Genomic DNA, 25207 nt, shown 5'->3' on the forward strand with positions numbered 1-25207 from the left:
ATGAAAAAGTTTTTCGACTTTGAGGCCAATGGTACCAATTATCGACGTGAAACCATCGGGGGATTGACGACATTCCTATCCATGGCATACATACTTGCCGTCAACCCTTCCGTGCTGTCCCTCCAGGGGATAGAAGGCATCCCCGAATCCATGAGGATGGACATGGACGCCGTATTCGTGGCAACGGCCCTGGCCGCCTTCATCGGCTGTCTGATCATGGGGCTCTATGCAAGATACCCAATAGCGCTTGCGCCTGGTATGGGCCTGAATGCATTCTTCGCTTTTACTGTTGTTCTGACCATGGGCATTCCATGGCAGACCGCACTGACCGGTGTGCTGTTCTCTGGAGTGATATTCGCCATTCTGACCATCAGTGGCCTGAGGGAATATGTCATCAACTCGATACCAATGGAGATGAAGATGGCGGTCAGTGCCGGAATCGGCTTCTTCATCACCTTCGTCGGTCTGCAGGGTGCAGGCATCATCGTTACAAATGATGCGACACTTGTCGGCCTGGGTGTTTTGCATGACCCGAAAGTACTGCTTGCTGTAGCAGGCCTGTTCATTACGGCCATACTCATGGCAAGAAGGGTTCCGGGTGCAATTTTCTTCGGCATGATCATTACAGCAATCCTCGGGCTTCTATTTGGCCTGGTGCCACGGCCGGAAAGCTTCTTCGGTTCAGTGCCGAGCATGGAGCCGACTTTCGGTGCTGCATTCGAGGCGTTCTCGAATCCTTCGGAAATATTCAACATCCAATTCCTGATTGTTGTGTTGACCTTCCTGTTCGTTGACTTCTTCGATACAGCGGGCACACTTGTCGGTGTTGCCAGCCAGGCGAACCTGATCAAGGATAATAAATTGCCGAGGGGCGGACGCGCACTGCTGTCCGATTCCATTGCAACCATAGCCGGTTCGATCTTCGGCACCTCGACCACGACCTCGTATGTGGAGTCGACTGCTGGGGTCGCTGCAGGGGCCAGGACAGGCTTTGCGAGTGTAGTGACCGGCGTGCTGTTCCTATCAGCCATCTTCCTGTCACCGCTCATCGTCACTTTCACTTCGGAAGTTACAGCTCCGGCGCTGATCATCGTCGGGGCACTGATGGTGTCGAACCTCTCCAAGGTGAGATGGGACCAGTTCGAAGTGGCGGTTCCGGCATTCCTGACCATGTTCATGATGCCGCTGACGTACAGTATTGCGACAGGTATTGCAATCGGCTTCGTGTTCTATCCGATTACGATGATCATGGCGGGAAGAAGGAAAGAGATCCATCCGATAATGTATGGGCTCTTTGTAGTCTTCATATTATATTTCATCTTCATGGCGGAATAAAAAATACCTTGTAATTTGTAACAGAAAACTGTATAATAGGACACCGTATTGCAAGTCCTTCGGGAAAAAGTGAAAAAATCTTGGGCAACCTATTGATTTTTTCACTTTTTTCGTGTAATATATCTAACGTTGGACTGAAATGGATGGTCTACCGTCCATATATAAAAACACACCGCCTTACATAAAGGGGTGCGCGTTTTGAATCGATGAAGCGAGAGGTTACTGACACGCCCGGCCGCTTTGCCATGGCAGCGTGCAAGAGAATTTTCGTGGAGAAGTCTATCAATCAATGATGACGACCAAAAGGAGGTTAAATAATGGCAAAACAAAAAATTCGTATTCGTTTGAAAGCGTACGATCACAGAGTATTGGATCAATCAGCAGAGAAAATTGTTGAAACAGCAAAGCGTTCTGGTGCGGATGTTTCCGGCCCGATCCCACTTCCTACAGAGAAGACTGTTTACACGATCATCCGTGCAGTACACAAGTACAAGGATTCCCGTGAACAATTTGAACAGCGTACGCACAAGCGTCTTATCGACATTGTAAACCCTACACCGAAAACGGTAGATGCCCTCATGGGACTCAACCTGCCATCTGGTGTGGACATCGAAATCAAATTATAAATTATAGCAGGAGGTGCGACTTTCGATGACCAAAGGAATCTTAGGTAAAAAAGTGGGAATGACTCAAGTTTTCGGAGAAAACGGCGAGCTCATCCCTGTAACAGTAGTAGAAGCAGCGGGCAACGTAGTGCTGCAGAAGAAGACGGAAGAAACTGATGGATACAGTGCAGTACAAATCGGTTTCGACGACAAACGTGAGTTCTTTGAAGGTGCAAGAACAAACAAATACGCAAACAAGGCTGAAACCGGCCATGCAAAAGCATCCGGCAAAGCTCCTAAGCGCTTCGTACGCGAATTCAAAAATCTCGCAGCAGATGAATTCGAAGTCGGTCAAGAAGTCACTGTAGATACATTTGAAGCAGGCGACTTGGTGGACGTGACAGCGACATCCAAAGGTAAAGGTTTCCAGGGTGCAATCAAGCGCCACAACCAGAGCCGCGGACCTATGTCCCACGGTTCCCGTTACCACAGAAGACCTGGTTCAATGGGACAGGGTGCCGACCCATCCCGCGTATTCAAAGGCAAAGCATTGCCGGGGCGCATGGGCGGAGAAACTGTCACATTGCAGAATCTTGAAATCGTAAAAGTGGACGCTGAGCGCAACGTGATCCTTGTAAAAGGCAACGTTCCTGGCCCACGTAAAGGATATGTAAAAATCGCATCAGCAATTAAAAATAGTGTTAAATAATAGCAATTTAGGAAGGGAGGATTTAACACATGGCAAGCGTAGATGTATTAACTAAAGAAGGAAGCAAAGTTAATTCTATAGAACTTAACCAGGATATCTTTGGCATCGAGCCAAACCAGCATGTGCTGTTTGAGGCTGTGAACCTGCAACGCGCGTCACTGCGCCGCGGTACACACTCAGTAAAAAACCGTTCTGCAGTCAGCGGTGGCGGCAAGAAGCCATTCAGACAAAAAGGAACAGGTAATGCACGTCAAGGTACAATCCGTGCACCTCACTATCGTGGAGGTGGAGTGGTATTCGGTCCTACGCCAAGAAGCTACTCTTACAAAATGCCTAGAAAAATGCGCCGTCTGGCTCTTCGCTCAGCGCTCTCTGCAAAAGTCAATGAAGAAGCATTGACAGTAGTGGACAACCTTGCGCTCGACACTCCGAAGACAAAAGACTTCACGGCGATCCTTGAAAATCTGAATGCAGACAAAAAGGTTCTTCTCGTACTTGAGAACGAAGATGTAAACGTTGAACTTTCATCCCGTAACCTCCAAGGTGTCACAGTGCTGACGCTGGAAGAGCTCAATGTACTCGATATCCTTGCTGCAAACCGTGTTATTTTCACTGAAGGCGCAATCAATAAAGCAGAGGAGGTGCTTCTGTAATGGATGCACGCGATATCATTAAACGCCCGGTAATCACTGAGCGTTCTGCTGACTTGATGTCCATGGATAAATACACTTTTGATGTGGATGTAAAAGCAAACAAAACACAAGTTAAATATGCAGTTGAAGAAATCTTTGACGTAAAAGTCGACAAAGTGAACATAATGAACTATAAGCCGAAGAAAAAACGTATGGGACGTTACAGCGGCTATACAAGAAAAAGAAGAAAAGCAATCGTAACACTTAAAGAAGGCTCTATCGAAATATTCTAAGGGCACTTACCAATAAGGAGGTAAAACGAGATGGCGATTAAAAAATATAAGCCGACCACAAACGCTCGTCGTAATATGACTGGTTCCGACTTCTCAGAAATCACATCCACGACACCAGAACGGTCATTGTTACAGCCGCTTCCGAAAAAAGCGGGGCGCAACAACCAGGGCAGGATCACTGTTCGTCATAAAGGCGGCGGACACAAGCGCCAATACAGGGTCATCGACTTCAAGCGCATCAAAGATGGTGTGCCTGCGCGCGTGACACAGATTGAATACGATCCAAACCGTTCAGCAAACATCGCTCTTGTCGTTTATGAAGACGGAGAGAAAAGCTATATCCTGGCACCTAAAGGTGTAACAGTAGGACATGAAATCATGAGTGGCCCAGATGCGGACATCAAAGTGGGTAACGCTATGGCACTCACTGATATTCCTGTAGGTACAACAATCCATAACATCGAATTGAAACCAGGTAGAGGCGGCCAGCTGGTAAGATCAGCAGGTGCGCGTGCACAGGTACTCGGTAAGGAAGGCAAATATGTACTGGTCAGACTCCGCTCTGGCGAAGTGCGCATGATCCTTGCAACTTGCCGTGCAACAATCGGTGCTGTCGGCAACGAGCAGCACGAACTCATCAATATCGGTAAAGCCGGTCGTTCCAGATGGAAGAGGCAGCGCCCTACAGTTCGTGGTTCTGTCATGAACCCTAACGATCACCCACACGGTGGTGGTGAAGGCCGTGCGCCAATCGGACGTCCATCACCAATGTCTCCTTGGGGTAAACCGACCCTCGGCAAGAAGACACGTAAAGGCAAGAACCGTTCTGATAAGCTCATCGTAAGAGGACGCAAGAAGAAATAAATGAAACCAAAGTGTGCGGATGCTACATCCGCACGCATTATTGGAAGGAGGCGCCAAAATGGCTCGCAGTCTTAAAAAAGGACCTTTTGTTGACGATCACCTCATGAAGAAGGTAGAAAAGCTCAACGAAGATAACAAAAAAAGTGTAATCAAAACTTGGTCACGTCGCTCCACAATCTTCCCTAATTTCATCGGTCATACAATCGCTGTATATGACGGACGCAAGCATGTGCCGGTCTATGTTACAGAAGATATGGTCGGTCATAAACTTGGAGAATTCGCTCCAACAAGAACGTTCAAAGGGCACGGAAACGACGACAAGAAAACTAGACGATAAGGGATAAGACGGAATAAAGGAGGAACGAAAGATGCAAGCGAAAGCAGTCGCAAAAACAGTTAGAATTGCTCCTCGTAAAGCGAGAATGGTTCTTGACCTCATTCGCGGTAAAGAAGTCGGAGAAGCAATCGCAATTCTTAAACTAACGAATAAAAGAACTTCGCCAGTAGTTGAAAAGTTGATCAAATCAGCTGTAGCCAATGCTGAACATAACTATGACATGGATATCGACAGCCTATATATTTCTGAAGCGTATGCTAACGAAGGCCCGACATTGAAACGTTTCCGTCCACGTGCACAAGGCCGTGCGACAAAGATCAATAAACGTACAAGTCATATCACTATTGTAGTTTCAGAGCCTGCTGAAGAAGAGGTTCAGGAAACAGAAGAAACAAAAGTAGAAGAGAACGCATAAAATCACAAGGAGGGAATTAATTTGGGTCAGAAGATAAATCCTATTGGGCTTCGTACAGGCATCATCCGTGATTGGGAGGCGAAATGGTACGCAGAGAAAGACTTTGCAGACCTGCTGCACGAAGACCTCAAAGTTCGTGAATATATCGAAAAAAATCTTAAAGACGCAGCTATTTCCAAAGTGGAAATCGAGCGTGCGGCCAACCGTGTGAACATTGCGCTTCATACTGGCAAACCAGGAATGGTAATCGGTAAAGGCGGTAGCGAAATCGACAAGCTCCGTACTGCCCTGACAAACCTTACAGGCAAAAAAATCCACATCAATGTCGTAGAAGTCAAGAAAGTCGACATGGATGCGAAGCTTGTTGCTGAGAATATTGCACGTCAACTCGAAAACCGTGTATCTTTCCGTAGAGCACAAAAACAAGTACTTCAAAGAGCGATGAGAGCTGGAGCTAAAGGTATTAAAACTCAAGTTTCAGGCCGTCTCGGTGGCGCAGATATCGCACGTTCTGAAGGATACAGTGAAGGAACAGTTCCACTGCATACTCTTCGTGCAGACATAGACTATGCACATGAAGAAGCAGATACAACATACGGTAAACTCGGTGTTAAAGTATGGATCTACCGTGGAGAAGTTCTTCCTGTCAAGAATGACAAAAAGTAAAGGAGGAAATTAACAATGCTATTACCTAAAAGAGTAAAATACCGTCGTCAACACCGTCCGGACACAAAAGGACGCGCTAAAGGCGGAACTGAAGTGAGTTTCGGTGAATACGGCCTGCAGGCGACAACGACTGCCTGGGTTACATCCAGACAGATTGAAGCAGCGCGTATCGCCATGACACGTTATATGAAGCGTGGCGGTAAAGTATGGATCAACATCTTCCCGCACACACCATATACTAAAAAGCCATTGGAAGTACGTATGGGTTCAGGTAAAGGTGCTGTAGAAGGCTGGATGGCTGTAGTGAAACCTGGCCGTGTAATGTTTGAAGTTGCAGGTGTCCCGGAAGAGGTTGCTAGAGAAGCGCTTCGTCTTGCGAGCCACAAACTTCCAGTAAAGACTAAAATCGTTAAACGTGAAGAATTAGGTGGTGATACGAATGAAAGCTAATGAAATCCGTGATCTGACAACATCTGAAATAGAAAATAACGTCAAAGAACTGAAGGAAGAACTCTTCAACCTACGCTTTCAACTAGCTACTGGTCAGCTAGAGAACACTTCTCGTATCAAAGAGGTTAGAAAAACTATCGCAAGAATGAAAACAACTATCCGCGAGAGAGAGCTCAGCGAAGCGAAAGCAAACCAATAATATTAGAGGGAGGCTCACATAGTGGAAGGTAAAAACGAACGTAAAGTTTACCAGGGTCGCGTAGTATCCGACAAGATGGATAAGACGATTACAGTGGTTGTCGAAACACAAAAGAGACATCCGATCATTGGCAAACGTGTAAAATACTCTAAAAAATACAAAGCGCATGATGAGAACAACAGTGCAAAGATGGGCGATATCGTAAGAATCGAAGAAACACGTCCATTGTCTGCAACTAAACGTTTCCGCCTCGTGGAAATTGTTGAAGAATCAGTTATCATCTAAACAATTGAAGATAAAGGAGGTCTATTCGCATGATCCAACAGGAATCCCGCTTAAAAGTGGCAGATAACTCAGGTGCACGTGAAGTGCTGACTATTAAAGTCTTGGGTGGAACAGGCCGCAAGACAGCAAATATCGGCGACGTCATTGTCGCAACCGTAAAAAATGCAACACCTGGTGGCGTTGTTAAAAAAGGTGAAGTAGTAAGAGCTGTTATAGTTAGAACTAAATCCGGTGTACGCCGTGAAGATGGTTCATACATCAAATTTGATGAGAACGCATGCGTAATCATCCGTGATGATAAAGGCCCAAGAGGTACTCGTATCTTTGGTCCAGTAGCACGTGAACTCCGTGAAGGCAACTTCATGAAGATCGTTTCACTTGCACCAGAAGTACTTTAATCCACATTTAAACAAGGAGGTGCGATTCCCATGCACGTAAGATCTGGAGACAAAGTCGTTGTAATCAGCGGTAAAGATAAAGGTAAAGAGGGCACTGTGCTCAAAGCCATCCCTTCCAAAGACCGCGTAGTCGTTGAAGGTGTCAATATGATGAAGAAACATCTCAAACCTTCACAGATGAACCCTGAAGGCGGCATCCTCGAAACAGAGGCGGCTATCCACGTATCCAACGTAATGCACGTTGACCCTGAATCAGGAGAACGCACTCGTATCCGTCATGAAATCAAAGAAGACGGAACTAAAGTGAGAGTTGCTGTAAAGTCAGGAAAAGAAATTCCAACTGTACAATACGACAAAAATTAATTAGCAATGGAAGGAGGTCCATACAGTGGCACGTTTAAAAGAAAGATACAATGAAGAAATCAAAAATGAACTTGTTAATAAATTCAACTACTCTTCCGTCATGGAAGTGCCTAGGATCGAAAAGATCGTAGTCAACATGGGTGTTGGCGAAGCAGTTCAAAACGCTAAAGTTCTTGATACTGCAGTAGAAGAATTGGAAGCAATTACAGGTCAGAAGCCGGTAATCACAAAAGCTAAGAAATCTATCGCGACATTCAGACTTCGTGAAGGTATGCCGATTGGAGCCAAAGTTACTCTTCGTGGGGAAAGAATGTACGATTTCCTGGACAAACTGGTTTCAGTATCCCTCCCACGCGTAAGAGACTTCAGAGGTATTTCCAAGAAGGCGTTTGATGGACGCGGCAACTACACACTCGGTGTAAAAGAACAGCTCATCTTCCCTGAGATCGACTATGACAAAGTATCCAAAGTAAGAGGTATGGATATTGTTGTCGTTACAACAGCGAACACAGATGAAGAAGCACGCGAGCTGCTCACTCAGTTCGGAATGCCATTTCAAAAGTAAGCTATAAGGAGGCGAAATTGTGGCTAAAAAATCAATGATTGCTAAACAGCAAAAGAAACAGAAATTCAAAGTTAGAGAATATACACGCTGCGAACGTTGCGGAAGACCACATTCAGTCATTCGCAAATTCAAGCTCTGCCGTATATGTTTCCGTGAACTTGCTTACAAAGGTCAGATTCCTGGCGTCAAAAAAGCAAGCTGGTAATCGCCATAAATTGAAAGGAGGCAATTAGTAATGACAATCTCAGATCCAATTGCAGATATGCTGACGCGCATTAGGAATGCGAATATCGTGAGGCATGAAACACTGGAGATTCCTGCATCCAACATCAAAAAGGAAATTGCAGAGATTCTTAAAACAGAAGGTTTTGTAAAAAATGTAGAATATATCGAAGACGACAAACAAGGCGTCATCCGTGTATTCCTTAAATATGGTAGCAAGAACGAAAGAGTCATCACTGGTTTGAAGCGTATCTCCAAGCCTGGCCTTAGGGTATACGCAAGAAGAGAAGAGCTGCCGAAGGTCCTCAATGGCCTGGGTATCGCACTGATCTCAACATCAGAAGGTGTGCTTACGGATAAAGAAGCACGCAAGAGAAATATCGGCGGGGAAGTTCTCGCATACGTTTGGTAATGAATTAACAGGAGGTGTAAACAAATGAGCCGTGTAGGTAAACGTATTATTGAAATACCAAGTGATGTTACAGTTGATATTGATGGATCCACAGTTACAGTCAAAGGACCTAAAGGTGAACTGGTAAACACGTTTAACGAAGAAATGACTTATGAATTGGAAGACAACACACTTCAGGTCGTAAGGCCAAGTGATTCCAAGGATCATCGCACAAACCATGGTACAACACGTGCATTGATCAACAATATGGTTGTCGGAGTATCCCAAGGATTCTCCAGAGAGCTTGAGCTTGTTGGTGTCGGTTACCGTGCGCAGATGCAGGGTAAGAAATTGGTACTCAATGTTGGGCTTTCTCACCCGGTTGAATTCGAACCTTCCGAGGACCTTTCCATCTCAGTGGATGGCAATACGAACGTCAAAGTTGAAGGCATCAACAAAGAAAGTGTTGGAGCTCTTGCTTCCAAGATCCGTTCCGTACGTCCACCTGAACCGTACAAAGGGAAAGGTATCCGTTACAAAGGCGAACAAGTACGCCGTAAAGAAGGAAAAACTGGTAAATAATTAATTAAAGTGAGGAGTGAACATCAATGATCGCTAGGATTGATAAAAATAAAGTGCGTCAAAAAAGACATCAGCGCGTGCGCAGCAGACTTTCTGGCACATCAGAAAGACCACGTCTTAATGTCTATCGCTCTAACAAGCATATCTATGCTCAAGTGATTGATGACAGTCAGCAGACGACATTGGCAAGTGCTTCTACACAAGATGCTGATTTCAAGAATGAAATTGGATCCAATGTAGACGCAGCTGCTGAAGTAGGCGCACTGATAGCTAAACGTGCCAAAGAAAAAGGCGTAGAAAGCGTAGTATTCGACCGCGGTGGTTATCTATATCACGGACGTGTGAAAGCACTCGCAGAAGCTGCACGTGAAAACGGTCTGCAATTCTAATAGAAGGAGGGAATAACATTTATGGCTCGTAGAGAAGAGAAAGTACAGGAATTCGAAGAGCGCGTTGTTACAATCAACCGTATCGCTAAAGTTGTAAAAGGTGGACGTCGTTTCCGTTTCTCTGCACTTGTTGTAGTAGGAGACAAAAAAGGACGTGTAGGCTTTGGTACAGGTAAAGCCCAAGAGGTGCCTGAAGCAATCAAAAAAGCAATCGAAGCTGCTAAGAAAGACCTTATCGAAGTACCACTCGTAGACGGTACTATCCCACACGAAATCATTGGACGTTTCAGCTCCGGCAGAGTATTCATGAAACCTGCAGCCCCTGGTACAGGTGTTATCGCTGGTGGACCGGTCCGTGCCGTACTCGAACTTGCAGGAGTTTCCGACATCTTGAGCAAGTCTCTTGGTGCTAACACTCCGATCAATGTTGTTCGTGCAACAATGACAGGCCTTACTGAACTTAAAAGCGCAGAAGAAGTTGCTAAATTGCGCGGCAAATCAGTAGAAGAGCTACAAAATTAAGGAGGGATTTACAGACATGGCTAAAGTTAAAATCACCCTCAAAAAAAGCTTGATCGGGAGATCTGAGACGCAGAGAAGAACAGTTGCTTCCCTCGGACTCAGAAAGCTCCAACAATCGGTCGAGCTTGAAGATACACCTCAGCTCAGAGGTCAGGTTGAGAAAGTCAGCCACTTAGTTTCAGTAGAAGAAAAATAATGATATTATGATATAGGAGGTGCAAGGATGAAATTACATGAAATGAAACCAGTAGAAGGTGCGCGTAAGAACCGCAATCGTGTAGGTCGTGGTATGTCTTCTGGTAACGGTAAGACATCTGCACGCGGTCATAATGGTCAGAATTCACGTTCCGGTGGCGGAGTTGGACCAACATTCGAAGGTGGACAGCTTCCACTTTTCCGTCGTATCCCAAAACGTGGATTTACGAACATTAACCGTAAAGAATACGCAGTGCTTAACCTGGACGATCTGAATCGTTTCGAAGACGGCACTGAAGTTACACCTGAAATGCTGAAAGAAAATGGTATTGTTAAGAATGCAAAATCTGGAATCAAAGTACTCGGCAATGGTACTCTTGAGAAGAAATTAACAATCAAAGCTCATAAGTTTTCTGGTTCAGCTGCTAAAGCAATTGAGGAACAGGGCGGAAGCTACGAGGTGATCTAATGCTCGGCACGTTATCCAATTTCTTTAGAATTAAAGAAATCCGCAGTAAAATTCTTTTTACTTTGGCAATGCTCGTCATTTTCAAGATCGGCACATATATACCGGTTCCAGGTGTGGATCCGAGTGTGTTCGACATGGGGGCAGGCCAACAGGGCGTGCTGGATCTTATGAACACCTTCGGTGGTGGCGCACTGATGAACTTCTCCATTCTTGCCATGGGCATCATGCCCTACATTACAGCATCAATCGTGGTGCAGCTCCTGCAGATGGATGTTGTACCGAAGTTTGCTGAATGGGCAAAGCAGGGTGAAGTCGGAAGACGCAAGCTCAGTCAATTTACACGGTATTTCACGATCATACTTGCGTTCATACAATCGTTGGGAATGTCCTTTGCTTTCAACCAGATGTTCGAAGGTATGCTCCTGGATAATAGTAATATTGGCTCCTACCTGCTCATTGCACTCGTGCTCACAACAGGAACAGCCTTCCTGATGTGGCTGGGAGAACAGATTACGACACATGGTGTCGGAAATGGTATCTCAATCATCATCTTTGCAGGTATACTCAGCGTTCTGCCAAGCGCAATCATTCAGCTCTACCAGCAGAAATTCGTCGGTGCAGATGATACGACGATGGCAGTGCTGCAGATGGTTGGACTCATCATCATGCTCATACTGATTACAGCCTTTGCTGTATTCATACTGCAGGCTGTGCGTAAAATTCCGGTACAATATGCCAAACGTCAACGAACTTCATCACAATTGGCACCACAATCGACATTCCTGCCGCTCAAGGTCAACCCGGCAGGGGTAATTCCGGTCATCTTTGCGATGGCATTTTTCATGCTCCCGCAGACGCTGACACTATTCTTCCCTGATGCCAACTGGGCCCAGACGATCGCAAGATTCGCTGATCCGTCCGATTGGATAGGAATGATCTTTTATGTTGCCCTGATCATTGCATTTACGTACTTCTATTCATTTGTCCAGGTCAATCCTGAAAAGATGGCAGACAACCTTAAGAAGCAGGGAAGTTACGTACCTGGCATCCGTCCGGGTAGGAACACCCAAGACTACATTACGTCTGTATTATATAGGCTCGTATTTGTAGGCTCACTCTTCCTGGCCGGCATTTCCATCCTGCCACTTCTTATTACGAAGTTCATGGATCTGCCGCAAGCGATTCAAATTGGAGGTACGAGTCTTCTGATTGTCATTGGTGTTGCACTTGAAACCATGAAACAGTTGGAAGCACAAGCAAACCAAAGAGAATACCGCGGTTTTAGAAAGCGTAGGTAGGAGGAAAAGCGTATGAATATTATATTGATGGGACTACCTGGTGCAGGTAAAGGCACACAGGCATCCAAGATTATAAAGAAATACCCGATCCCTCATATTTCAACTGGCGACATGTTCCGTCTTGCCATCAAGAATGGCACGGAACTCGGCAAGGAAGCCAAATCCTATATGGATAAAGGTGAACTTGTCCCAGATGAAGTGACAATCGGCATCGTCAAGGAACGCTTGAGCCAAAGTGATGCGAAAGATGGCTTCCTATTGGATGGTTTCCCACGCACTGTGGAGCAGGCGGAAGCACTGAACGGCATCATGAAGGAACTTGGAACAAAGATCGATAAAACGATCTATGTTGAAGTTACAGAAGAAGAACTGATGAATCGTCTGACTGGCCGCCGCATCTGTGAAGTCTGCGGCACTACCTATCATCTTGTGTTTAACCCACCGAAGCAGGAGGGCGTTTGTGATCTTGATGGCGGTAAGTTGTATCAGAGGGAAGATGACAACCCTGAAACAGTTGCAAATCGTCTGGAAGTAAACATCCAGCAGACAACACCGATGCTTGACTTCTATGAAGATCAGGGAGTGCTTGTCAAAGTGGACGGTTCCCAGGACATTGATGAAGTGTTCAGCGATGTTGATGCGATTCTGCAAAATATATAAGTATATTCACCTCTTCAGACACTTCTGAGTGAATGTTGCTTGTATTATAACGAAAAATATCCAAGTTCATATTTTGACGTTAAGTGTAGTCTATCTTCACCTGAAGTGGATTTCTAATATAGATTAGAATGCTGTAAAGGGGGAATTTGAAATGAGTAAACAAGATGTTATCGAGCTGGAAGGCACAGTGCTTGACACATTGCCGAATGCTATGTTCAAAGTGGAACTTGAAAATGGGCATGAGATTCTCGCCCATGTTTCAGGGAAAATCCGTATGAACTATATACGTATTCTTCCTGGCGATAAAGTAACAGTCGAAATGTCACCATATGATCTAACACGTGGCAGAATCACTTATCGTTTTAAATAATGGACTCCACATTCTAAGGAGGTAAAACACATGAAAGTAAGACCATCAGTCAAGCCGATCTGTGAAAAATGCAAAGTCATCCGCAGAAACGGCAAAGTAATGGTAATCTGTGAAAACCCTAAGCACAAACAGAAGCAAGGCTAAATTATAAAATCGGAGGTGTAACATATGGCTCGTATTGCAGGAGTAGACGTACCACGTGAAAAACGTGTCGTAATCTCTCTCACTTATATTTACGGTATCGGCAGCTCAAGAGCGGCAGAAATCCTTGAAAAAGCAGGTGTATCTGAAAGTACACGTGTAAGGGATCTTACTGAAGACGAACTGAACAAAATCCGTGAAGTCGTCGACACGTACAAGATTGAAGGTGACCTCCGTCGTGAGCAGAACCTTAATATCAAGCGTCTGATGGAGATTGCTTCCTACAGGGGAATCCGTCACCGTCGTGGACTGCCAGTTCGTGGACAGCATACCAAAAACAATGCCCGTACACGTAAAGGTCCAGTTAAAACAGTTGCGAACAAGAAGAAATAATTAGGGAAAAGGAGGAGAAAAAATGGCTCGTAGACAACAAACACGTAAACGTAAAGTGAAAAAGAATATTGACTCCGGTATCGCGCATATCCGTTCAACATTCAACAACACAATTGTAACTATCACTGACGATTTTGGTAACGCACTGTCATGGTCATCAGCAGGTGCACTTGGTTTCAGAGGTTCTAAGAAATCTACACCATTCGCTGCACAGATGGCTTCAGAAACAGCTTCCAAAGCGGCAATGGAACACGGACTCAAAACTGTCGAAGTTACAGTAAAAGGTCCAGGGGCAGGTCGTGAATCAGCAATCCGCGCACTCCAATCTGCAGGTCTTGAAATTACAGCAATCAAAGATGTCACTCCTGTACCACACAATGGCTGCCGTCCGCCTAAACGTCGCCGTGTATAATTACTGGTCACAGGACAATTCCGAGTGTAATGTAAAACACATGGCTGCATAATATTTCCGGCGTTTAGAGGGAGGATAAGTAGACAAATGATAGAAATCGAAAAACCTAGAATTGAAACAGTCGAAGTATCGGAAGATTCTAAGTTTGGTAAGTTTGTTGTTGAACCTCTGGAAAGAGGATATGGAACAACACTTGGAAACTCCTTGCGTCGCATTCTTTTATCATCATTACCTGGTGCGGCAGTCAAAACGATAGAAATAGAAAATGTACTGCATGAATTTTCTACAATTGAAAATGTTGTGGAAGATGTTACAACAATCATCACAAACATCAAAAAGCTTGCACTCAAGATCTATTCCGAAGATGAAAAAGTTCTGGAAATCGACTTCAGTGGTGAAGGCATCGTCACAGCCGGCGACATCACCCACGACAGCGACGTTGAGATTTTGAACCGCGACCTGAAGATTGCAACAGTATCCAATGGTGGTCAGTTGAAGATCCGCATGATCGCAAATCGTGGCAGAGGTTATACCCTTGCAGAGGGCAATAACAAGAGTGATATGTCAATCGGTGTGATTCCGGTGGATTCGATCTATACACCAATCGAACGTGTCAACTATACAGTTGAAAACACGCGTGTTGGCCAGAAGACGAATTTCGACAAACTCACCCTGGATGTATGGACAGATGGTTCCATCTCCCCGCAGGAAGGCATTTCCCTTGCTGCCAAAATCATGACAGAGCACCTGAACATCTTCGTCGGTCTGACTGATGAAGCTCAGAATGCAGAAATCATGATCGAGAAAGAAGAGGACCAGAAAGAGAAAGTGCTTGAAATGTCCATCGAGGAACTCGACCTGTCAGTACGTTCATACAACTGTCTGAAGCGTGCAGGCATCAACTCAGTACAGGAACTGACTGATAAGAGTGAAGCAGACATGATGAAGGTAAGGAATCTGGGACGCAAGTCTCTTGAAGAAGTTAAGTTTAAACTTGAGGACCTCGGTCTGGGGCTCCGTAAAGAAGACTGATAAAGGAGGTAAATTGCAATGGGCTACAGAAAACTAGGACGCACGTCCGACCAAAGAAAAGCGATGCTCCGTGATCTGGCAACATCCCTCATCGTGAGCGAACGCATTACAACAACTGAACAGAGAGCGAAGGAACTTCGCAGAGTGGTAGACAAACTGGTTACACTTGGCAAGCGTGGAGACCTCGCGTCTAGACGTCGTGCAGGACAGACAGTACGCAATGTCGAAATCGCAAATGAAGATGGTACTACACAGTACGCACTTCAAAAGCTTTTTGATGATATTGCACCACGTTTTGAGGACCGCCAGGGCGGCTACACAAGCATCAAGAAGCTTGGTGAACGCCGTGGAGACGGTGCTGAACTCGTAATCATCGAATTCGTACAAGGCACTGCTGCGACTGAAGAAGCGTAATCTCTTATAAAAGCAGAATGAGTGTTACGATAATGTGGCCTGAGGGCCATATTGTCTAGCTCAACGTACCCTGCAGGCAATACTGAATCATCGCGCGACTCCCATGTGCAGGGTACGCGCTTTTTTATTACATAAAAATGGTGGTGGAGTTATGATTGGTCTTGAAGATATAACCTATAGTTATCGGACAGGTGAATATAGAGCTTTGGATCATATCTCCCTGACCTTTCGGCGTGGGGAATGGGTCTCCATCATCGGACATAACGGCTCTGGCAAGAGTACACTCGTCAAAATACTCATGGGTATACTGAATGACTATGAAGGCACCATCACTGTCGATGGAGAAGTGCTGGATGATGAAAACCGTGCAGAACTGAGGAAGAAGTTTGCCATCGTCTTCCAGAACCCCGACAACCAGTTTGTCGGTGCGACGGTTGAAGATGATGTGGCCTTCGGCCTTGAGAACAATGGCATCGAGAGGGAAGAGATGGTAAGGCGCACCGAGGAGGCGCTCAAGGCGGTCAATATGCTTGAATTCCGCGACCATGAGCCCTCCAGGCTGTCGGGGGGACAGAAGCAGCGTGTAGCCATCGCAGGGGCTTTGGCAATGACACCTGAAGTGCTCATTCTGGATGAAGCGACTTCCATGATAGATCCGGAAGGCAGGCAGGAGGTCCTCGATATACTGAGAACCATCCACCATCAGGGAAAGACAACGCTCGTCTTCATCACACATGACCTGTCAGAGATTGAAGAGAGCGACCATGCCGTCATCATGAAGGATGGTCGTGTCATCAGTGAAGGTACGGTGGAGGAGATATATCAGGACACGGATGCGCTGGTGGCCAGCCGTCTGGTGCTGCCTTTCCATATGAAGCTGTCCAGGCAGCTCCTTGACGGTTCTTTCATGTCATACGATGAATTGGTGGAACGCCTATGAGGATCACATTCAAGAATATGACGAGCATCTATCACCAGAACACCCCCTTTGAACATCTTGCACTGAACGACATCAGTACAACCTTCGAGGAAGGTGTATACTATGGCATCATCGGCCATACGGGCAGCGGCAAATCGACGATGATCCAGACGATGAATGGCCTGCTCCTTCCAAATAGGGGGGAGGTGCGTGTCGGTGATATTCTGCTGAAGAGGAAGTCGAAGCAGAAGGATATCCACCGGGTAAAAAAGCATGTGGGCATGGTATTCCAGTTTCCTGAGCATCAGCTTTTCGAAGAAACGGTACTCAAAGATGTCATGTTTGGACCGAAGAACATGGGAATGGATGAAACTGTAGCACAGGAGAAAGCAGAATATTATCTGGATCTGCTGAACATTGATGCGTCCCTGTTCCAATCATCGCCTTTCGATCTGTCAGGCGGACAGATGCGCAAGGTAGCCATCGCGGGCATACTCGCCATGGAACCGGAAGTACTCATTCTGGATGAACCGACGGCAGGGCTGGATCCGAAAAGTCATATTGAGACGATGGCGCTTTTTAAGCGGGTCCACCAGGAGATGGGCATCACCGTCATCCTTGTTACACACGATATGGACGATGTCTTCGAGTATACCGACTATGTAAAGGTACTGAGCAGCGGCCATCTTGTGAGGGAAGGCAGAACCCTCGACCTGCTCACTGATGAAGCATTGCTTGGACGTTTTGCACTCGAACCGCCGGACATCGTCAGGCTGGTCCATGACCTGGAAGACAAAGGTGTCGTCTTCGACAGCATGCCAAGGAATGTCGAGCATTTCACCGAACTCTATAGGGAATGGAGGGCGGGCTATGCTCAGTAAAATGCTGCTTGGCAGATATATACCGGGGTCCAGCATCATCCACCAGCTGGATCCACGTGCAAAGATACTGGCGGTCGTCCTTTTCATGGCCATTGTATTCTTTGCCAACCACTGGACCGGCTACACACTGCTGATCGTCTTCATCACTGTACTGACCAAGACTGCAGGACTGTCCATCCGCTTCCTCTTCAATGGATTGAAGCTGATACTCATACTGCTGCTGTTCACGTTCTTCATGCACCTCTTCTTCACCAAGGGGGGGACTGTGCTTGTAGATGCCGGCTTCTTCACAATAGAATCGGAAGGTGTCGTGCGGGGTATCTACATTACCATACGGCTCGCAATGCTTGTCCTGATTACGACGATACTGACGCTGACCACAAGCCCGCTGCAGCTGACGGATGCGATTGAACGCATCGCGAAGCCACTGAAGGTCTTCAGGGTGCCCGTGCATGAAATTGCGCTGATGATGTCCATCAGCCTCCGGTTCATTCCGACACTGATGGATGAGACGGAGAAGATCATCAAGGCCCAGAGTGCCAGGGGATCGACATTCATGACCGGAAACCTGATGTCCAGACTGCAGGCACTGACACCAATCTTCATCCCACTTTTCATTTCATCCTTCAAAAGGGCGGAGGAGATGGCCATTGCCATGGAAGTGAGAGGGTATCAGGGAGAGGAAGGCAGAACACACTACCGTGTGCTCAACTGGCAGTGGAAGGACACTTTCGCACTGATTCTTATGATCATATTCGGCATCATCCTGTGGATGATCAGACAGTAAGGAGTAGAGGAATGCGTTATCTAGTAAGAACAAGCTATAATGGTGCCGGATTCAACGGTTTCCAGTACCAGATGGAGGGGCGTACAGTCCAGGGGGAGATAGAAAAGATACTTCAGCGGATGCATAAGGTCCCCGTCAGAATCCACCCTGCAGGACGTACCGACAGCGGGGTCCATGCACGGGAGCAGTATTTCCATTTCGATACGGATCTGAACATCCCTGAACCGAAATGGCAGCATGCATTGAACAGTGCAATGCCAGGGGACATAGCGATCCACGAAGTCAGACGGATCAGTCCGGACTATCATATACGCCATCATTCGGCCGGCAAGGCCTATCGGTACCGGATCTATCAGGGGGAAATCCGGGATCCTTTCGAAAGAGGCCTGAAGACCTATTATCCGTATAAGTTGGATGAAGAAAAGATGCGGGAGGCGATGCAGCATTTCGTCGGCACCCATGACTTCACAAGCTTCTCCAGTGCAAAGTCGCCGATCGAAAACAAGGTGCGCCACATCTATCGTTTCGACCTGATAAAGACGGAGAACGGCTATGACTTCCTGATCATCGGTTCCGGATTCCTCTACAACATGGTCAGAATCCTCGTCGCCTATGTGCTTGAGGTCGGCCAGGGCCGGTGGGAAGCTTCCCGCACACCTCAGATCATAGAGGCAAGGGACAGGACACTCGTGCCCAAGACGGCTCCACCAGAAGGCCTTTACCTGGAACGTGTATTCCTCGATGAAACATCACGGAATGAGGCATTGGAAAAATATAATTTAATCCACTGAAACATTGACAAAATACCCTTTTAAGGTTATCATAGACAACGGTATAATTTTATATCACCCACGATAAGCCCCGGAAACTTATTGTGCAAAACGATATAAAGCAAACGAAGCTTTTTTATTTTAGAGAGCATGAATGAGAGCACCACTCATATATTTAGGAGGACTGGAAATGCGTCAAACATTTATGGCAAACGAAGCCAATATTGAACGTAAATGGTATGTTGTCGACGCAGAAGGACAGACACTTGGTCGTCTTTCTTCTGAAGTTGCATCAATACTTCGCGGCAAGAACAAACCGACTTATACACCACACGTTGATACAGGTGATAACGTAATCATCATCAATGCTGAAAAGATCCAAATGACCGGCAACAAAGAACAGGACAAAATGTACTACAGACACACTGGCCACCCAGGTGGAATCAGATCCATCTCAGCTGGTGAACTGAAAAGGAAGAACCCTGTCCGTCTGTTGGAGAACTCCATCAAAGGCATGCTTCCAAAGAACAGACTCGGTCGCGCACAAGGCAAGAAACTTCATGTATACGCTGGAAGCGAACACAAGCATGAAGCACAAAAACCAGAAAACTACGAACTTCGCGGTTAAGGATAGGAGGTTAATTCATTGGCTAAAGTAGAATATACAGGAACAGGTCGTCGTAAAAATGCAGTAGCGCGTGTACGTCTCGTACCAGGTGAAGGCAATGTTACAGTCAACGGACGTGACATGAGGGACTATCTCCCATTCGAAAGTCTCATCCTTGACTTGAATCAGCCATTCGCAGTTACAGAAACACAAGGTAACTACGATGTACTGGTAAACGTTAAAGGTGGCGGCTTCACAGGACAAGCTCAGGCAATCCGTCATGGTATCGCAAGAGCACTTCTGGAAGCAGATCCGGAAAACCGTGGCGTGCTTAAGAGAGCTGGACTCCTTACACGTGACCCACGTATGAAAGAACGTAAGAAATACGGACTCAAGAAAGCCCGTCGTTCTCCACAGTTCTCAAAACGTTAATATATTTATATATTGGAAAGCACTTCCCAAAGATTGGGGAGTGCTTTTTTGTTTATAATTTTACAGAGGGATTGAACAAGGGGCGTATATGGATAACACCTCTACACATTATGATAGTATGAAGTTAAGTCAATACTTACAGATGCTCTATAGAAGAAGTTGCTCAAAAATATGGAAATAAAACCAAGTACAGATGAGGAGTGGATGAAGGTATGTCTGACATGATATTCAGATTGGGTGAGAAGAAGTATAGGGTGGAGAGCGACTGGGCTGAAGATTCTTCAAGACAGTATATCAATAATGTCTCGGCTGTTTCGAGTGATGAGGAAGGCTATATATACGTGCTGCAGAGAAGTGATCCATTCATGCTCGTTTTCAATTCCAATGGCGAACTTGTGGATCAATGGAGCGATGTTGAAATCAAGGATGGGCACTATCTAGAAATCAATCGGGAAGGCGAAGTGTATGTGGTGGAGCGGGACCATCACAGGATCATCGTTTTCAATAGGCAGGGAGAGGTCCTCCGTATGGTGGGCAATCAGCATAACCCAGGAAATACAGGGGAACCTTTCAATCATCCGACTGATATCGCCTTTTCCAGAAGAGGGGACTTCTTTGTTTCGGATGGCTACGGCAATGCACATATCCATCACTTTAATAGAGATGGTGAGTGGATCAACACCTGGGGTGGGCTTGGAACAGGAGAAGGGAGTCTCAGTACCCCCCACGCAGTAATGCTAGATCGAAACGAAAGGGTATTGGTCGCGGATCGTGAAAACAATCGGGTTCAAATATTCGATCAGAGTGGCAGCTATTTAAAAGAACTATCGAATGTATTTCACCCAATGGATATATGCCAGGACAGGGAGGGATTCATTTATGTTACAGACCAGGTGCCGTCCTTGCACGTTTTCAATTCTGATGATGCATTTATCGGCAGGTGCCGGACACTGGGCACCTTTGGGCATGGAGTCGCTGTAGATGTCCACGGTGATATCTATATTGCAGAGATGCTGCCTGACGGCATCACAAAGCTTATAGGCATATAGATGTTTGTGATGATATTCAAATAGGATGCACCACATTTAGGGAGATGGACTTATGATTGAGGAGATGGATCGTTTTTTGGGCCATCCATCCGGCAGACTGGATGATTATATCTCGAGTTATATGAAACGGGTGCCTTTTGAGAATATAGATGTGCAGAATGAAGTACCTGTTTCAGTGGAACTGGACAATCTATCCGAGAAGATAATCACACGGGGCCGAGGGGGATTCTGTTATGAGATGAACACTTTATTCAGATATTACCTAAATGAAAAGGGATATGAGGCATATAATGTTGCTGCCACTGTGAAAAATCCAGATGGATGGACACGGGAAGGCAGTCATATGTCGACATTGGTGAAGGCGGACGCACTGTATGTCGCTGATGTCGGATTTGGCGACCTGCCCGTGAAAGCCATGCCGATTCGTCCAATTGGTCAGGAAATCACAATCGATGATGTGAATGGCCGGTACCGTGCAGTTGAAGTAAACGATGGGTTTGAAGTCCAGAAAGAAAATGCAGGTGTTTTTGAAACACTGTATAAAGGATATTTCGAACCGCGTAGGCCAGAGGACTTCAACGACAATATGGACTATAATCAACACCATCCGGATTCAATCTTTACGAGGCATCTGATAATCACGATGCCGAAGAGCTATGGCCGTGTATCGATGACGGAGAACAATCTCACGATCACGATGGATGGCGAGAAAGAAAAGCTTGAAGTGACTAGAGGCAACTATCAAAAATATTTAAATGAATATTTCGGCTTGGACGTTAAAATAGACAGGTTGGAAAAGGATTCATAACGGTAAGCTCGAGGGTATATGTCAAGAAGCCATTATTTTTACTGATAATAAATGGAGTTGGAGGGATAAAAATGGCTTTCGACTACGATTTGGATTTTGACAACATCGATTTTCGTGAACAGCCTGAACTCTACAGAGTGGGAAGAGGCGAGCAGGGTGTGCTGATGGTGGAACCCTATAAAAGTGAAATACTCCCGCACTGGCGCTTCAAGACACCTGAGATTGCCCGGGAATCCTCGGATAAGATCTATCAGATGTATCTGGACTATAAGGAAGAGGACGACTTTGTAGGGATGGACATGGCGAGGAAATTCCTCCAGATGGGATATACGCGCTCCCGCCGTTATGCCAATTATAAAGGTGGAAGGAAGTACGACAAGAACGGTGAAGTGAACGAACGGGATATTGATGAGGAGAAGGCGGAATCGGCTGCGATCTTTGAAGAGAAATGGAAGACGGTGCGGGAGGATGAAGATTACCTCAAGCTGAAGAAGGCGCATCAGAAGAAGTACGGATGAGGTGATGTATCTTCCATTTTTGCTTTTGTGTGGAAGAGGTCATTAAGGAAAGGTGATTGGATGAAAGTGGTTGTTGATGCGGATGCATGTCCGGTGAAGGATATCATCATAAAAGAAACAGGGGACAGACAGGTGCCGGTCGTATTGGTGTCGAGTCTGTCGCACTATTCCACCCAGGAATTGCCCGAGCATGTCCGGGCTGTGTATGTGGAAGCGGGTCCGGATGCTGCGGACTTTAAAGTGGTGCAGCTCGTAGCAGCGGATGATATGGTGGTGACCCAGGACTACGGGCTTGCTTCCCTGCTTCTGCCGAAGGGGTGCACAGTACTCCATCATAAAGGATTTGAATATGACGCCAGGAATATCGATCATCTGCTTGAGACGCGTTATATGGGCAGCATGATCCGCAAAGGCGGCGGGAGGACGAAAGGGCCGAAGCCATTCTCCAAGGATGACAAGGAAGCTTTCCTCAAGCTGTTCCGCCAGAAGATCGGGAGTACAGTGGATAAAGGATAGTTTTTTTATTCATCGCTTTGAGCGTACAATCGAAATCGAAGCTGGATGTATAGTATATTGAAATGGAAGACATTGTTATGGGAGGAGAATTTTAATGGATGTTAAGTTTCCAATAGGTAAACTGGATGTACCAGAAACACCAACGCTTGAAAATGTACAGGAGTGGGCGGATCAGATCGAGTCCTATACAGGTCGGCTGAGGGCAGTAGTTGATGATCTGGGTGAAGAGGATCTATCAAAAACCTATCGTGAAGGGAGTTGGACGGTAAGGCAGCTTGTTCACCATATTGCGGATTCTCAATTGAATATGTATCAGCGCCTGAAACTGGCACTTACGGACGATGCACCGACGGTGCCCGGCTTTCTCCAGGGGGAATGGGCGGTGCAGCCGGATACTGAACTTCCTGTAGAGGCGTCCATCAGAATGCTCGAAGGGATGAACGCACGCATCACAGAAGTGGCGCGCAACCTGACGGAGGCGCAGTTGGACCGATATTTCATCCATGAGACGAACGGTAAGATCACTGTAGCAACAAAAGTGGCGAAACTCGCATGGCATGAAGAGCATCACTTGGAACATATAAAAATTGCATTATCGAAATGATGGAATCGAATGTCCTGATCATCGCCTGATTTCCAAAGTGTGGTTAAAGAGGTTTGAAGCCGGGAATTATTAAGTGATTGGCAAACAGCTTCATACTACGGAATGGAGGTTATCATGATGAACATCGATTTCGAGCATATCGAGACGAATGGAGTGGAGCTCCATGTTGCAGTTTCCGGCCCCGAGGAGGGAGATCTGGTGATATTGCTCCATGGTTTCCCCGAGTTCTGGTTCAGCTGGAGAAGACAGATCCGTGAGTTGGCCGAAGCGGGATATAGGGTCGTCGCCCCCGACCAGCGTGGATATAATAAAAGTGACAAGCCGGATGGGGTCGGGGCTTACCACATCGATACGCTCAGGAATGATATCATCGGGCTCATCCACTACTTTGGACATAAGGATGCAGCCATCATCGGCCACGATTGGGGCGGTGTGGTAGGCTGGCATCTGGTGAGCACGCATCCTGAACTGGTCCGGGGCTTTGTGGCGATCAATGTGCCGCATCCGGCAGTAGTCCCTATAGTCATGCTTAAGACGCCCTTGCAATGGCTGAGGAGCTCATACATGCTGTTCTTCCAGATTCCGAAAGTACCGGAGAAGATCATGAGCAGCAACGATTACCGGTATATGGAGCAGGCCCTTAAGATGACGAGTAGAAAAGGGACATTCACAGAAGAGGAGCTTGGTGCATATAAGATTGCTTGGGCAAGGCCCAAGACGCTGACGAGCATGCTGAACTGGTATCGTGCAATGCCCTCCAGCATGAAGAGTGTGCGGAAGGACGATATCGAAGTGCCCGTAAAGATCATATGGGGGAAAGGCGACCAGTTCCTGTCCAGTAAGCTGGCAGAGGAGAGCCTTAAGCTCATCGACAGCGATGCTGTAATCTGGGTCGAGAATGCGACACATTGGGTTCATCAGGAACAGCCTGAATTCGTCAATGATCAGCTCCTCCGCTTTCTGAACAAAACCGCTTCTCAAATCATAAGCTGACCATCATTCTGCACAGCCTCCGGCTGTGCTTTTTTTATTTTCCTTAATTACGTAAATTAATGTGAAAAAATTAACAAAAACTATTGCATATGTGATAATATTCACATATAATGAACCTATAGAAAAGAACGGATAATCAGAGAGGAGAAATACAAATGATCAGATGGTTTAGGGAAAATAAGGCGAGCAAATATGTATTACTTATTTTGAGGATATTCCTCGGGTTTGGCTGGTTTACGAGTGGTTTGGGCAAAGTGATGAATGGCTTTGATGCTTCAGGATATCTGCAGAATGCAGTCCAGAATCCTGTAGTCGGCCCGGACGGCAGCGCAGTCTACCCGTGGTATACATTCCTTGTGGAAAATGTCTTTCTGCCGATGGCGCCGATCGTCAACATCATGATTCCATGGGGTGAAGTGTTTGTTGGACTCGGGTTGCTTCTTGGGGGACTGACCGCATATGCTGCATTCTTCGGACTGATGATGAACTTCGCATTCCTGTTTGCAGGCACAGTATCAGTAAACCCATTGTACATCCTCATCGGCCTGGCCATACTTGCTGGAGGGCACAAGGCGGGAAGCCTCGGAGTGGACCACTTCCTGTATCGTGAGAATGAAGATGGCACATCCCGCAGATTCAAGTTCCCGATGAGAAAGCGCGAAGTGACTGAATAGCTCTTGTTTCATCAAAGACCCGGTTCCATAATGGAGACGGGTC

43 protein-coding genes are annotated in these 25207 nt (G+C 46.3%); all 43 read left to right on the forward strand.

Annotated elements, in window-relative coordinates:
* The 43 genes from LLU09_RS11990 (at window position 1) to LLU09_RS12200 (ending at window position 25164) form a co-directional block, all read left to right on the forward strand.
* Window positions 1–1335 (forward strand): NCS2 family permease, encoded by a 1335-nt coding sequence (locus LLU09_RS11990; protein ID WP_228311926.1) that lies wholly within the window; start codon window positions 1–3, stop codon window positions 1333–1335.
* A gap of 317 nt (window positions 1336–1652) precedes the next feature.
* On the forward strand, window positions 1653–1961 hold the full coding sequence (rpsJ, locus tag LLU09_RS11995; RefSeq protein WP_031547042.1) for a 30S ribosomal protein S10: 309 nt from the start codon (window positions 1653–1655) through the stop codon (window positions 1959–1961).
* A gap of 25 nt (window positions 1962–1986) precedes the next feature.
* Window positions 1987–2649: a 50S ribosomal protein L3 gene (gene rplC / locus LLU09_RS12000; protein WP_094907278.1), complete on the forward strand. Its 663-nt coding sequence runs from the start codon at window positions 1987–1989 to the stop codon at window positions 2647–2649.
* A 29-nt stretch (window positions 2650–2678) separates the two neighbouring features.
* On the forward strand, window positions 2679–3302 hold the full coding sequence (gene rplD / locus LLU09_RS12005; RefSeq protein WP_040105347.1) for a 50S ribosomal protein L4: 624 nt from the start codon (window positions 2679–2681) through the stop codon (window positions 3300–3302).
* Window positions 3302–3574 (forward strand): 50S ribosomal protein L23, encoded by a 273-nt coding sequence (rplW, locus tag LLU09_RS12010; protein ID WP_040105346.1) that lies wholly within the window; start codon window positions 3302–3304, stop codon window positions 3572–3574. The genes rplD and rplW overlap by 1 nt, the downstream gene beginning before the upstream one ends.
* A 30-nt stretch (window positions 3575–3604) precedes the next feature.
* Window positions 3605–4438 carry a 50S ribosomal protein L2 gene (rplB, locus tag LLU09_RS12015; RefSeq protein ID WP_228311927.1) on the forward strand — a complete coding sequence of 278 codons (834 nt, stop codon included), beginning with the start codon at window positions 3605–3607 and terminating at the stop codon, window positions 4436–4438.
* Between the two features lie 58 nt (window positions 4439–4496).
* Complete coding sequence (rpsS, locus tag LLU09_RS12020; protein ID WP_031547047.1) at window positions 4497–4775, forward strand: 30S ribosomal protein S19; 279 nt, start codon at window positions 4497–4499, stop codon at window positions 4773–4775.
* Between the two features lie 31 nt (window positions 4776–4806).
* Window positions 4807–5190, forward strand: coding sequence for a 50S ribosomal protein L22 (rplV, locus tag LLU09_RS12025; protein WP_031547048.1), 384 nt, complete (start codon window positions 4807–4809; stop codon window positions 5188–5190).
* Between the two features lie 21 nt (window positions 5191–5211).
* On the forward strand, window positions 5212–5856 hold the full coding sequence (rpsC, locus tag LLU09_RS12030; protein WP_040105342.1) for a 30S ribosomal protein S3: 645 nt from the start codon (window positions 5212–5214) through the stop codon (window positions 5854–5856).
* 15 nt (window positions 5857–5871) lie between these two features.
* On the forward strand, window positions 5872–6306 hold the full coding sequence (gene rplP, locus LLU09_RS12035; RefSeq protein ID WP_031547050.1) for a 50S ribosomal protein L16: 435 nt from the start codon (window positions 5872–5874) through the stop codon (window positions 6304–6306).
* Window positions 6296–6505, forward strand: a complete 210-nt coding sequence (gene rpmC / locus LLU09_RS12040) for a 50S ribosomal protein L29 (RefSeq protein WP_228311928.1) — start codon at window positions 6296–6298, stop codon at window positions 6503–6505. Before rplP ends, rpmC begins: the two co-directional genes overlap by 11 nt.
* 21 nt (window positions 6506–6526) lie before the next feature.
* The gene (gene rpsQ, locus LLU09_RS12045; RefSeq protein ID WP_228311929.1) at window positions 6527–6790 is read left to right on the forward strand and encodes a 30S ribosomal protein S17; all 264 of its coding nucleotides are present in this window, start codon (window positions 6527–6529) and stop codon (window positions 6788–6790) included.
* Window positions 6791–6819: 29 nt separating this feature from the next.
* Entirely contained in the window at window positions 6820–7188 is a 369-nt protein-coding gene (gene rplN / locus LLU09_RS12050; RefSeq protein WP_017547656.1) for a 50S ribosomal protein L14, read from the forward strand.
* Between the two features lie 30 nt (window positions 7189–7218).
* A complete protein-coding gene (gene rplX / locus LLU09_RS12055) occupies window positions 7219–7551 on the forward strand; it encodes a 50S ribosomal protein L24 (protein WP_228311930.1) in 333 nt (110 codons plus the stop codon).
* A 25-nt stretch (window positions 7552–7576) separates the two neighbouring features.
* Window positions 7577–8116 (forward strand): 50S ribosomal protein L5, encoded by a 540-nt coding sequence (rplE, locus tag LLU09_RS12060; RefSeq protein WP_040105340.1) that lies wholly within the window; start codon window positions 7577–7579, stop codon window positions 8114–8116.
* Window positions 8117–8135: 19 nt separating this feature from the next.
* A complete protein-coding gene (locus LLU09_RS12065; protein WP_084184968.1) occupies window positions 8136–8321 on the forward strand; it encodes a type Z 30S ribosomal protein S14 in 186 nt (61 codons plus the stop codon).
* A 30-nt stretch (window positions 8322–8351) separates the two neighbouring features.
* Window positions 8352–8750, forward strand: a complete 399-nt coding sequence (rpsH, locus tag LLU09_RS12070) for a 30S ribosomal protein S8 (protein WP_040105338.1) — start codon at window positions 8352–8354, stop codon at window positions 8748–8750.
* 24 nt (window positions 8751–8774) lie between these two features.
* On the forward strand, window positions 8775–9311 hold the full coding sequence (gene rplF / locus LLU09_RS12075; protein ID WP_040105337.1) for a 50S ribosomal protein L6: 537 nt from the start codon (window positions 8775–8777) through the stop codon (window positions 9309–9311).
* A gap of 26 nt (window positions 9312–9337) precedes the next feature.
* Window positions 9338–9700, forward strand: coding sequence for a 50S ribosomal protein L18 (gene rplR / locus LLU09_RS12080; protein ID WP_222998968.1), 363 nt, complete (start codon window positions 9338–9340; stop codon window positions 9698–9700).
* Window positions 9701–9721: 21 nt separating this feature from the next.
* Window positions 9722–10222 (forward strand): 30S ribosomal protein S5, encoded by a 501-nt coding sequence (gene rpsE / locus LLU09_RS12085; protein WP_031547067.1) that lies wholly within the window; start codon window positions 9722–9724, stop codon window positions 10220–10222.
* Between the two features lie 16 nt (window positions 10223–10238).
* Window positions 10239–10418 carry a 50S ribosomal protein L30 gene (rpmD, locus tag LLU09_RS12090; protein WP_031547068.1) on the forward strand — a complete coding sequence of 60 codons (180 nt, stop codon included), beginning with the start codon at window positions 10239–10241 and terminating at the stop codon, window positions 10416–10418.
* A 27-nt stretch (window positions 10419–10445) separates the two neighbouring features.
* Window positions 10446–10886 carry a 50S ribosomal protein L15 gene (gene rplO, locus LLU09_RS12095; RefSeq protein WP_222998969.1) on the forward strand — a complete coding sequence of 147 codons (441 nt, stop codon included), beginning with the start codon at window positions 10446–10448 and terminating at the stop codon, window positions 10884–10886.
* The gene (secY, locus tag LLU09_RS12100) at window positions 10886–12184 is read left to right on the forward strand and encodes a preprotein translocase subunit SecY (RefSeq protein ID WP_094907276.1); all 1299 of its coding nucleotides are present in this window, start codon (window positions 10886–10888) and stop codon (window positions 12182–12184) included. The genes rplO and secY overlap by 1 nt, the downstream gene beginning before the upstream one ends.
* Window positions 12185–12196: 12 nt before the next feature.
* Window positions 12197–12844: an adenylate kinase gene (locus LLU09_RS12105; RefSeq protein WP_040105333.1), complete on the forward strand. Its 648-nt coding sequence runs from the start codon at window positions 12197–12199 to the stop codon at window positions 12842–12844.
* A gap of 151 nt (window positions 12845–12995) precedes the next feature.
* Window positions 12996–13214 carry a translation initiation factor IF-1 gene (gene infA / locus LLU09_RS12110; protein ID WP_017547668.1) on the forward strand — a complete coding sequence of 73 codons (219 nt, stop codon included), beginning with the start codon at window positions 12996–12998 and terminating at the stop codon, window positions 13212–13214.
* Window positions 13215–13244: 30 nt separating this feature from the next.
* A complete protein-coding gene (rpmJ, locus tag LLU09_RS12115) occupies window positions 13245–13358 on the forward strand; it encodes a 50S ribosomal protein L36 (RefSeq protein WP_017473641.1) in 114 nt (37 codons plus the stop codon).
* Between the two features lie 24 nt (window positions 13359–13382).
* Window positions 13383–13748: a 30S ribosomal protein S13 gene (gene rpsM, locus LLU09_RS12120; RefSeq protein ID WP_040105332.1), complete on the forward strand. Its 366-nt coding sequence runs from the start codon at window positions 13383–13385 to the stop codon at window positions 13746–13748.
* Between the two features lie 22 nt (window positions 13749–13770).
* A complete protein-coding gene (rpsK, locus tag LLU09_RS12125) occupies window positions 13771–14160 on the forward strand; it encodes a 30S ribosomal protein S11 (protein WP_031547075.1) in 390 nt (129 codons plus the stop codon).
* A gap of 87 nt (window positions 14161–14247) precedes the next feature.
* Window positions 14248–15192 (forward strand): DNA-directed RNA polymerase subunit alpha, encoded by a 945-nt coding sequence (locus LLU09_RS12130; RefSeq protein ID WP_040105331.1) that lies wholly within the window; start codon window positions 14248–14250, stop codon window positions 15190–15192.
* An 18-nt stretch (window positions 15193–15210) separates the two neighbouring features.
* A complete protein-coding gene (gene rplQ / locus LLU09_RS12135; RefSeq protein ID WP_040105330.1) occupies window positions 15211–15606 on the forward strand; it encodes a 50S ribosomal protein L17 in 396 nt (131 codons plus the stop codon).
* Between the two features lie 151 nt (window positions 15607–15757).
* The gene (locus LLU09_RS12140; protein ID WP_228311931.1) at window positions 15758–16546 is read left to right on the forward strand and encodes an energy-coupling factor transporter ATPase; all 789 of its coding nucleotides are present in this window, start codon (window positions 15758–15760) and stop codon (window positions 16544–16546) included.
* Window positions 16543–17406: an energy-coupling factor transporter ATPase gene (locus LLU09_RS12145; protein ID WP_228311932.1), complete on the forward strand. Its 864-nt coding sequence runs from the start codon at window positions 16543–16545 to the stop codon at window positions 17404–17406. Before LLU09_RS12140 ends, LLU09_RS12145 begins: the two co-directional genes overlap by 4 nt.
* Complete coding sequence (locus LLU09_RS12150) at window positions 17396–18193, forward strand: energy-coupling factor transporter transmembrane component T family protein (protein WP_228311933.1); 798 nt, start codon at window positions 17396–17398, stop codon at window positions 18191–18193. The genes LLU09_RS12145 and LLU09_RS12150 overlap by 11 nt, the downstream gene beginning before the upstream one ends.
* An 11-nt stretch (window positions 18194–18204) precedes the next feature.
* Window positions 18205–18984, forward strand: a complete 780-nt coding sequence (gene truA / locus LLU09_RS12155; RefSeq protein WP_228311934.1) for a tRNA pseudouridine(38-40) synthase TruA — start codon at window positions 18205–18207, stop codon at window positions 18982–18984.
* Between the two features lie 169 nt (window positions 18985–19153).
* Window positions 19154–19591: a 50S ribosomal protein L13 gene (rplM, locus tag LLU09_RS12160; protein ID WP_228311936.1), complete on the forward strand. Its 438-nt coding sequence runs from the start codon at window positions 19154–19156 to the stop codon at window positions 19589–19591.
* 18 nt (window positions 19592–19609) lie between these two features.
* Window positions 19610–20002, forward strand: coding sequence for a 30S ribosomal protein S9 (rpsI, locus tag LLU09_RS12165; RefSeq protein ID WP_031547085.1), 393 nt, complete (start codon window positions 19610–19612; stop codon window positions 20000–20002).
* A gap of 212 nt (window positions 20003–20214) precedes the next feature.
* Entirely contained in the window at window positions 20215–21051 is an 837-nt protein-coding gene (locus LLU09_RS12170) for an NHL repeat-containing protein (RefSeq protein WP_228311937.1), read from the forward strand.
* Window positions 21052–21103: 52 nt separating this feature from the next.
* On the forward strand, window positions 21104–21859 hold the full coding sequence (locus tag LLU09_RS12175) for an arylamine N-acetyltransferase family protein (protein ID WP_228311938.1): 756 nt from the start codon (window positions 21104–21106) through the stop codon (window positions 21857–21859).
* 71 nt (window positions 21860–21930) lie between these two features.
* Complete coding sequence (locus LLU09_RS12180; protein ID WP_228311939.1) at window positions 21931–22377, forward strand: DUF4385 domain-containing protein; 447 nt, start codon at window positions 21931–21933, stop codon at window positions 22375–22377.
* 60 nt (window positions 22378–22437) lie between these two features.
* Window positions 22438–22893: a YaiI/YqxD family protein gene (locus LLU09_RS12185; protein WP_228311940.1), complete on the forward strand. Its 456-nt coding sequence runs from the start codon at window positions 22438–22440 to the stop codon at window positions 22891–22893.
* A 94-nt stretch (window positions 22894–22987) separates the two neighbouring features.
* Window positions 22988–23497: a YfiT family bacillithiol transferase gene (locus LLU09_RS12190; protein WP_228311941.1), complete on the forward strand. Its 510-nt coding sequence runs from the start codon at window positions 22988–22990 to the stop codon at window positions 23495–23497.
* Between the two features lie 114 nt (window positions 23498–23611).
* Window positions 23612–24490, forward strand: coding sequence for an alpha/beta fold hydrolase (locus LLU09_RS12195; RefSeq protein WP_228311942.1), 879 nt, complete (start codon window positions 23612–23614; stop codon window positions 24488–24490).
* A gap of 155 nt (window positions 24491–24645) precedes the next feature.
* Window positions 24646–25164: a DoxX family membrane protein gene (locus LLU09_RS12200; protein ID WP_228311943.1), complete on the forward strand. Its 519-nt coding sequence runs from the start codon at window positions 24646–24648 to the stop codon at window positions 25162–25164.
* Window positions 25165–25207 lie beyond the last annotated feature (43 nt).

Origin of the sequence: Salinicoccus sp. RF5 (assembly GCF_020786625.1) — a bacterium.
Lineage (GTDB): Bacteria > Bacillota > Bacilli > Staphylococcales > Salinicoccaceae > Salinicoccus.

Coding starts and splice junctions, on each gene's coding strand:
- LLU09_RS12185 (WP_228311940.1), top strand. CDS start 22,438: ATGAAAGTGGTTGTTGATGCGGATGCATGTCCGGTGAAGGATATCATC.
- rplQ (WP_040105330.1), top strand. CDS start 15,211: ATGGGCTACAGAAAACTAGGACGCACGTCCGACCAAAGAAAAGCGATG.
- truA (WP_228311934.1), top strand. CDS start 18,205: ATGCGTTATCTAGTAAGAACAAGCTATAATGGTGCCGGATTCAACGGT.
- rpsH (WP_040105338.1), top strand. CDS start 8,352: ATGACAATCTCAGATCCAATTGCAGATATGCTGACGCGCATTAGGAAT.
- secY (WP_094907276.1), top strand. CDS start 10,886: ATGCTCGGCACGTTATCCAATTTCTTTAGAATTAAAGAAATCCGCAGT.
- LLU09_RS12195 (WP_228311942.1), top strand. CDS start 23,612: ATGATGAACATCGATTTCGAGCATATCGAGACGAATGGAGTGGAGCTC.
- rplX (WP_228311930.1), top strand. CDS start 7,219: ATGCACGTAAGATCTGGAGACAAAGTCGTTGTAATCAGCGGTAAAGAT.
- rplW (WP_040105346.1), top strand. CDS start 3,302: ATGGATGCACGCGATATCATTAAACGCCCGGTAATCACTGAGCGTTCT.
- rplM (WP_228311936.1), top strand. CDS start 19,154: ATGCGTCAAACATTTATGGCAAACGAAGCCAATATTGAACGTAAATGG.
- rpsM (WP_040105332.1), top strand. CDS start 13,383: ATGGCTCGTATTGCAGGAGTAGACGTACCACGTGAAAAACGTGTCGTA.
- rpsE (WP_031547067.1), top strand. CDS start 9,722: ATGGCTCGTAGAGAAGAGAAAGTACAGGAATTCGAAGAGCGCGTTGTT.
- LLU09_RS12190 (WP_228311941.1), top strand. CDS start 22,988: ATGGATGTTAAGTTTCCAATAGGTAAACTGGATGTACCAGAAACACCA.
- LLU09_RS12200 (WP_228311943.1), top strand. CDS start 24,646: ATGATCAGATGGTTTAGGGAAAATAAGGCGAGCAAATATGTATTACTT.
- LLU09_RS12170 (WP_228311937.1), top strand. CDS start 20,215: ATGTCTGACATGATATTCAGATTGGGTGAGAAGAAGTATAGGGTGGAG.
- rplV (WP_031547048.1), top strand. CDS start 4,807: ATGCAAGCGAAAGCAGTCGCAAAAACAGTTAGAATTGCTCCTCGTAAA.
- rpsK (WP_031547075.1), top strand. CDS start 13,771: ATGGCTCGTAGACAACAAACACGTAAACGTAAAGTGAAAAAGAATATT.
- LLU09_RS12180 (WP_228311939.1), top strand. CDS start 21,931: ATGGCTTTCGACTACGATTTGGATTTTGACAACATCGATTTTCGTGAA.
- rpmC (WP_228311928.1), top strand. CDS start 6,296: ATGAAAGCTAATGAAATCCGTGATCTGACAACATCTGAAATAGAAAAT.
- LLU09_RS12150 (WP_228311933.1), top strand. CDS start 17,396: ATGCTCAGTAAAATGCTGCTTGGCAGATATATACCGGGGTCCAGCATC.
- rplD (WP_040105347.1), top strand. CDS start 2,679: ATGGCAAGCGTAGATGTATTAACTAAAGAAGGAAGCAAAGTTAATTCT.
- rplB (WP_228311927.1), top strand. CDS start 3,605: ATGGCGATTAAAAAATATAAGCCGACCACAAACGCTCGTCGTAATATG.
- LLU09_RS12105 (WP_040105333.1), top strand. CDS start 12,197: ATGAATATTATATTGATGGGACTACCTGGTGCAGGTAAAGGCACACAG.
- rplR (WP_222998968.1), top strand. CDS start 9,338: ATGATCGCTAGGATTGATAAAAATAAAGTGCGTCAAAAAAGACATCAG.
- rpmD (WP_031547068.1), top strand. CDS start 10,239: ATGGCTAAAGTTAAAATCACCCTCAAAAAAAGCTTGATCGGGAGATCT.
- rplF (WP_040105337.1), top strand. CDS start 8,775: ATGAGCCGTGTAGGTAAACGTATTATTGAAATACCAAGTGATGTTACA.
- LLU09_RS12175 (WP_228311938.1), top strand. CDS start 21,104: ATGATTGAGGAGATGGATCGTTTTTTGGGCCATCCATCCGGCAGACTG.
- infA (WP_017547668.1), top strand. CDS start 12,996: ATGAGTAAACAAGATGTTATCGAGCTGGAAGGCACAGTGCTTGACACA.
- rpsS (WP_031547047.1), top strand. CDS start 4,497: ATGGCTCGCAGTCTTAAAAAAGGACCTTTTGTTGACGATCACCTCATG.
- rplP (WP_031547050.1), top strand. CDS start 5,872: ATGCTATTACCTAAAAGAGTAAAATACCGTCGTCAACACCGTCCGGAC.
- rplO (WP_222998969.1), top strand. CDS start 10,446: ATGAAATTACATGAAATGAAACCAGTAGAAGGTGCGCGTAAGAACCGC.
- LLU09_RS12140 (WP_228311931.1), top strand. CDS start 15,758: ATGATTGGTCTTGAAGATATAACCTATAGTTATCGGACAGGTGAATAT.
- rplC (WP_094907278.1), top strand. CDS start 1,987: ATGACCAAAGGAATCTTAGGTAAAAAAGTGGGAATGACTCAAGTTTTC.
- LLU09_RS12130 (WP_040105331.1), top strand. CDS start 14,248: ATGATAGAAATCGAAAAACCTAGAATTGAAACAGTCGAAGTATCGGAA.
- rpsJ (WP_031547042.1), top strand. CDS start 1,653: ATGGCAAAACAAAAAATTCGTATTCGTTTGAAAGCGTACGATCACAGA.
- LLU09_RS12145 (WP_228311932.1), top strand. CDS start 16,543: ATGAGGATCACATTCAAGAATATGACGAGCATCTATCACCAGAACACC.
- rpmJ (WP_017473641.1), top strand. CDS start 13,245: ATGAAAGTAAGACCATCAGTCAAGCCGATCTGTGAAAAATGCAAAGTC.
- rplN (WP_017547656.1), top strand. CDS start 6,820: ATGATCCAACAGGAATCCCGCTTAAAAGTGGCAGATAACTCAGGTGCA.
- LLU09_RS11990 (WP_228311926.1), top strand. CDS start 1: ATGAAAAAGTTTTTCGACTTTGAGGCCAATGGTACCAATTATCGACGT.